Here is a 2692-nt window from a genome sequence, read left to right as displayed (position 1 = left end):
AGTAAAAAGGGCCTGAGCTGGGCAAAGCTGTACTCTGGAAAAAGAGGAATGATGCGGGATTCTGTCGATTTTGAAGAAGAAGCTGAGGAAGAGTATCAGCAGGAAGTGCTGAATTACTGAGAAAATAAAATAGTTAGTGCTTTTTATACAGCCGTAGATTTTACTGCGGCTGTTTTGTTATAATAAAGTAGTAACTGTGATTGTTAAAACAATTGAGATTTGAGTATCGTATAACCTCTTTGCTATTATAGGCTAAATGATATTAAATATAATATAGATAACAGATTTAGGATGGAAAGAAGTGACATCCGATTTTGGAGGATTTGTTTATGTCAGAGCGTATAGCCATATTTTTTGATGCAGAAAATATTTCTGCGGAATATGTAAATTCAATATTGGCCAAAGTTAAAAGTTACGGTTCTATCGTGATACAGAGGGCTTATGCTGACTGGTCAATACCCAATACACAGCCCTGGAAAAAGCTTGTAGCTAAGCAGCCTATCAGCGTCTACCAGCAGTTCCATAACGGGGAAGCGCAGGTAATCGATAAAACCATCATCATGGACGCCATCCAGATAGCCATCGAGCATCCTGATATTGATACGTTCTGCCTGGTCGCGTCGGATAAAGGATATGCCAATCTTGCGTTGCGCCTCCGGGAACTTGGCAAGTATGTCTTAGGCGTTGGGGAAGAAATAAAAGCAAAAGAGGATTCCCTCCTGGTAAACGCCTGCAATGAGTTCATCTATGTTGAAAGGCTGAACGCCGTCGATGACACCATCCTGCTGGATAACGATGAGACAGAAAAGAATGCCGATATCACAAACTTTTCCCTGTCCAATTTTATATCGCAGGCATATGATTCTACGCCGAAAACAAAGGAAGGGTATGCCCTGTTTTCACGACTCGGTGAGGCTATCAGGTCGTTCAAGCCCGATTTTGACTATACCGATTATGGCTACAAAACATTTAAGCAGATGATGGAAGATTTTCCGGATGAATACGAGATTTTTGACGATGGGAAACGGGCGCCTACCTACATGGTGTTAAGAAAAGAGGTAGAGGTAACCAACAGGAAGGCGGAAGGAACCATACAAAAGGTGGTTTCTACGTATGGCTCAATCAAGTCGGAAGGCAAGGACTACTTCTTCTATACGGGAGATTTCAAAAAGGAATTTCGCGGCGTCAAGCTTAAAAAGGGAATGAAAGTACGGTTTATTGTTGCTAAGGAACCGGAGCCCGGGGCAGCAGATAAGCGGGACAGGAACGGCAAGGCAAAAGAAATAGAAATAGTGAAGGGCTAAGGAGTCATGCTAATCGTGAAATGACTGGAGGTGTACGACAGTGCTGAACGGTAAAAAGGCAGTCGTTATTGCAGCGGTATTAGGCTTTATGGCAGGAAATATGGTTTCTATCCAAAAAGCGGACGCAGGCGGCATATTGGGAGGCTTGGGGAAAGCGGTTAAAACCGGTGGTATCGTTTGGATGGTGGACAGATATGGAAATGAGCTGAATACCTTTATCAATAAACTTACGGCGAAATACCCCATCTCAGAATCATATGCAACCAAGGTAGTACCGATTATTGCCGTTGGCAGTAAAGGCTATGTGGGTGCTGCGCAGATCAGCGGGCCACGGGCCATGGTCGAAAAATGCAAAGGGGCGCTGGCGCTGGAAGGCGATTTTATGAACCGGAGTTTCCGGGTACAGGCGCTCATACCTGTGGATTCGGTTGACCCGTCTCATTGTGCACGTGTACAGGGCGTGGGTGTAAGTGCCAAGATTGATGTAGCAATATAAAATAAGGAGTGCTGTAGATGACTGGTGTAGAAGAGTTGGCACAAATTTTAAGGGAAAGTAAAAATGCTGTCTTTTTTGGAGGCGCCGGGATGTCGACCGAGTCCGGGGTGCCGGATTTTCGCAGCGCGAACGGAATATACAGCCAACGGCTCCATCAGGAGTTCCGCCCGGAGGAGATGGCATCCCACAGTTTCTTTGTGAACCATACAGAAGCTTTTTTCGAGTTCTACCGGGAACACAGGATCTTCCGGAACATCCGGCCCAATGCAGGGCATAAGGCTTTGGCGGAACTGGAGAGGCGCGGCATCCTGAAAGCCGTCGTCACCCAGAACATTGACGGGCTGCATCAGCTTGCAGGTTCGAAAACGGTATACGAATTGCACGGCTCCATCCATCGGTGGCCCTGCGTCCAGTGTGGAAGGGTTTATCCCGTGGATTACGTCCTGCAGGAAGAAAACAAACCAATCCCGTACTGCGAGGATTGCGGGGGCATTGTGAGGCCGGGCGTTGTACTTTATGAAGAAGGGCTTGATTCCGAAGTGATTGGGAATGCGGTCCAGGCTATCCGCGATGCAGATACTTTGATTGTCGGCGGAACATCACTGGTGGTCTATCCGGCAGCTGGGCTGATCGATTATTTCCGAGGCCGTCATCTTGTCCTGATCAACAAAACCGAGACCAAAGCTGATGCACGGGCGGAGCTTGTCATACGGGATGCTATCGGGAAGGTCCTGTCAGCAGCAGTGGCGGGGATATGATCCGCTTCACAAATTGGTGGATGGCATTCGTGTCGCATGTAGCGGTAATCCCGATGAACCGGATGGTACGCATATGACAGTGTTTAACCCGGATGAAAAACTGTTGGAATTAATAAAAAACTATTTCCCGGGAG

At 47.0% G+C, this 2692-nt stretch carries 3 protein-coding genes; all 3 read left to right on the top strand.

All coding sequences use genetic code 11. The features are described from left to right. The first annotated feature begins 329 nt into the window (after nt 1-329). The 3 genes from B4H10_RS00490 to B4H10_RS00480 are packed head-to-tail and all read left to right on the top strand — an operon-like array spanning nt 330 to nt 2558. A complete protein-coding gene (locus B4H10_RS00490; protein WP_292017985.1) occupies nt 330-1304 on the top strand; it encodes an NYN domain-containing protein in 975 nt (324 codons plus the stop codon). 40 nt (nt 1305-1344) lie between these two features. Next, nucleotides 1345-1800: a hypothetical protein gene (locus B4H10_RS00485; protein ID WP_292017984.1), complete on the top strand. Its 456-nt coding sequence runs from the start codon at nt 1345-1347 to the stop codon at nt 1798-1800. 17 nt (nt 1801-1817) lie between these two features. Beyond that, nucleotides 1818-2558: an NAD-dependent protein deacylase gene (locus tag B4H10_RS00480; protein ID WP_292017983.1), complete on the top strand. Its 741-nt coding sequence runs from the start codon at nt 1818-1820 to the stop codon at nt 2556-2558. Nucleotides 2559-2692 lie beyond the last annotated feature (134 nt).

The sequence above is a fragment of the Megasphaera sp. UBA4382 genome (assembly GCF_002391155.1).
GTDB classification, from domain to species: domain Bacteria; phylum Bacillota; class Negativicutes; order Veillonellales; family Megasphaeraceae; genus Megasphaera; species Megasphaera hexanoica.
The sequence above is the reverse complement of the archived record's forward strand: the minus strand, read 5'-3'. Positions and strand labels throughout refer to the sequence as shown.

Coding starts and splice junctions, on each gene's coding strand:
- B4H10_RS00480 (WP_292017983.1), top strand. CDS start 1,818: ATGACTGGTGTAGAAGAGTTGGCACAAATTTTAAGGGAAAGTAAAAAT.
- B4H10_RS00490 (WP_292017985.1), top strand. CDS start 330: ATGTCAGAGCGTATAGCCATATTTTTTGATGCAGAAAATATTTCTGCG.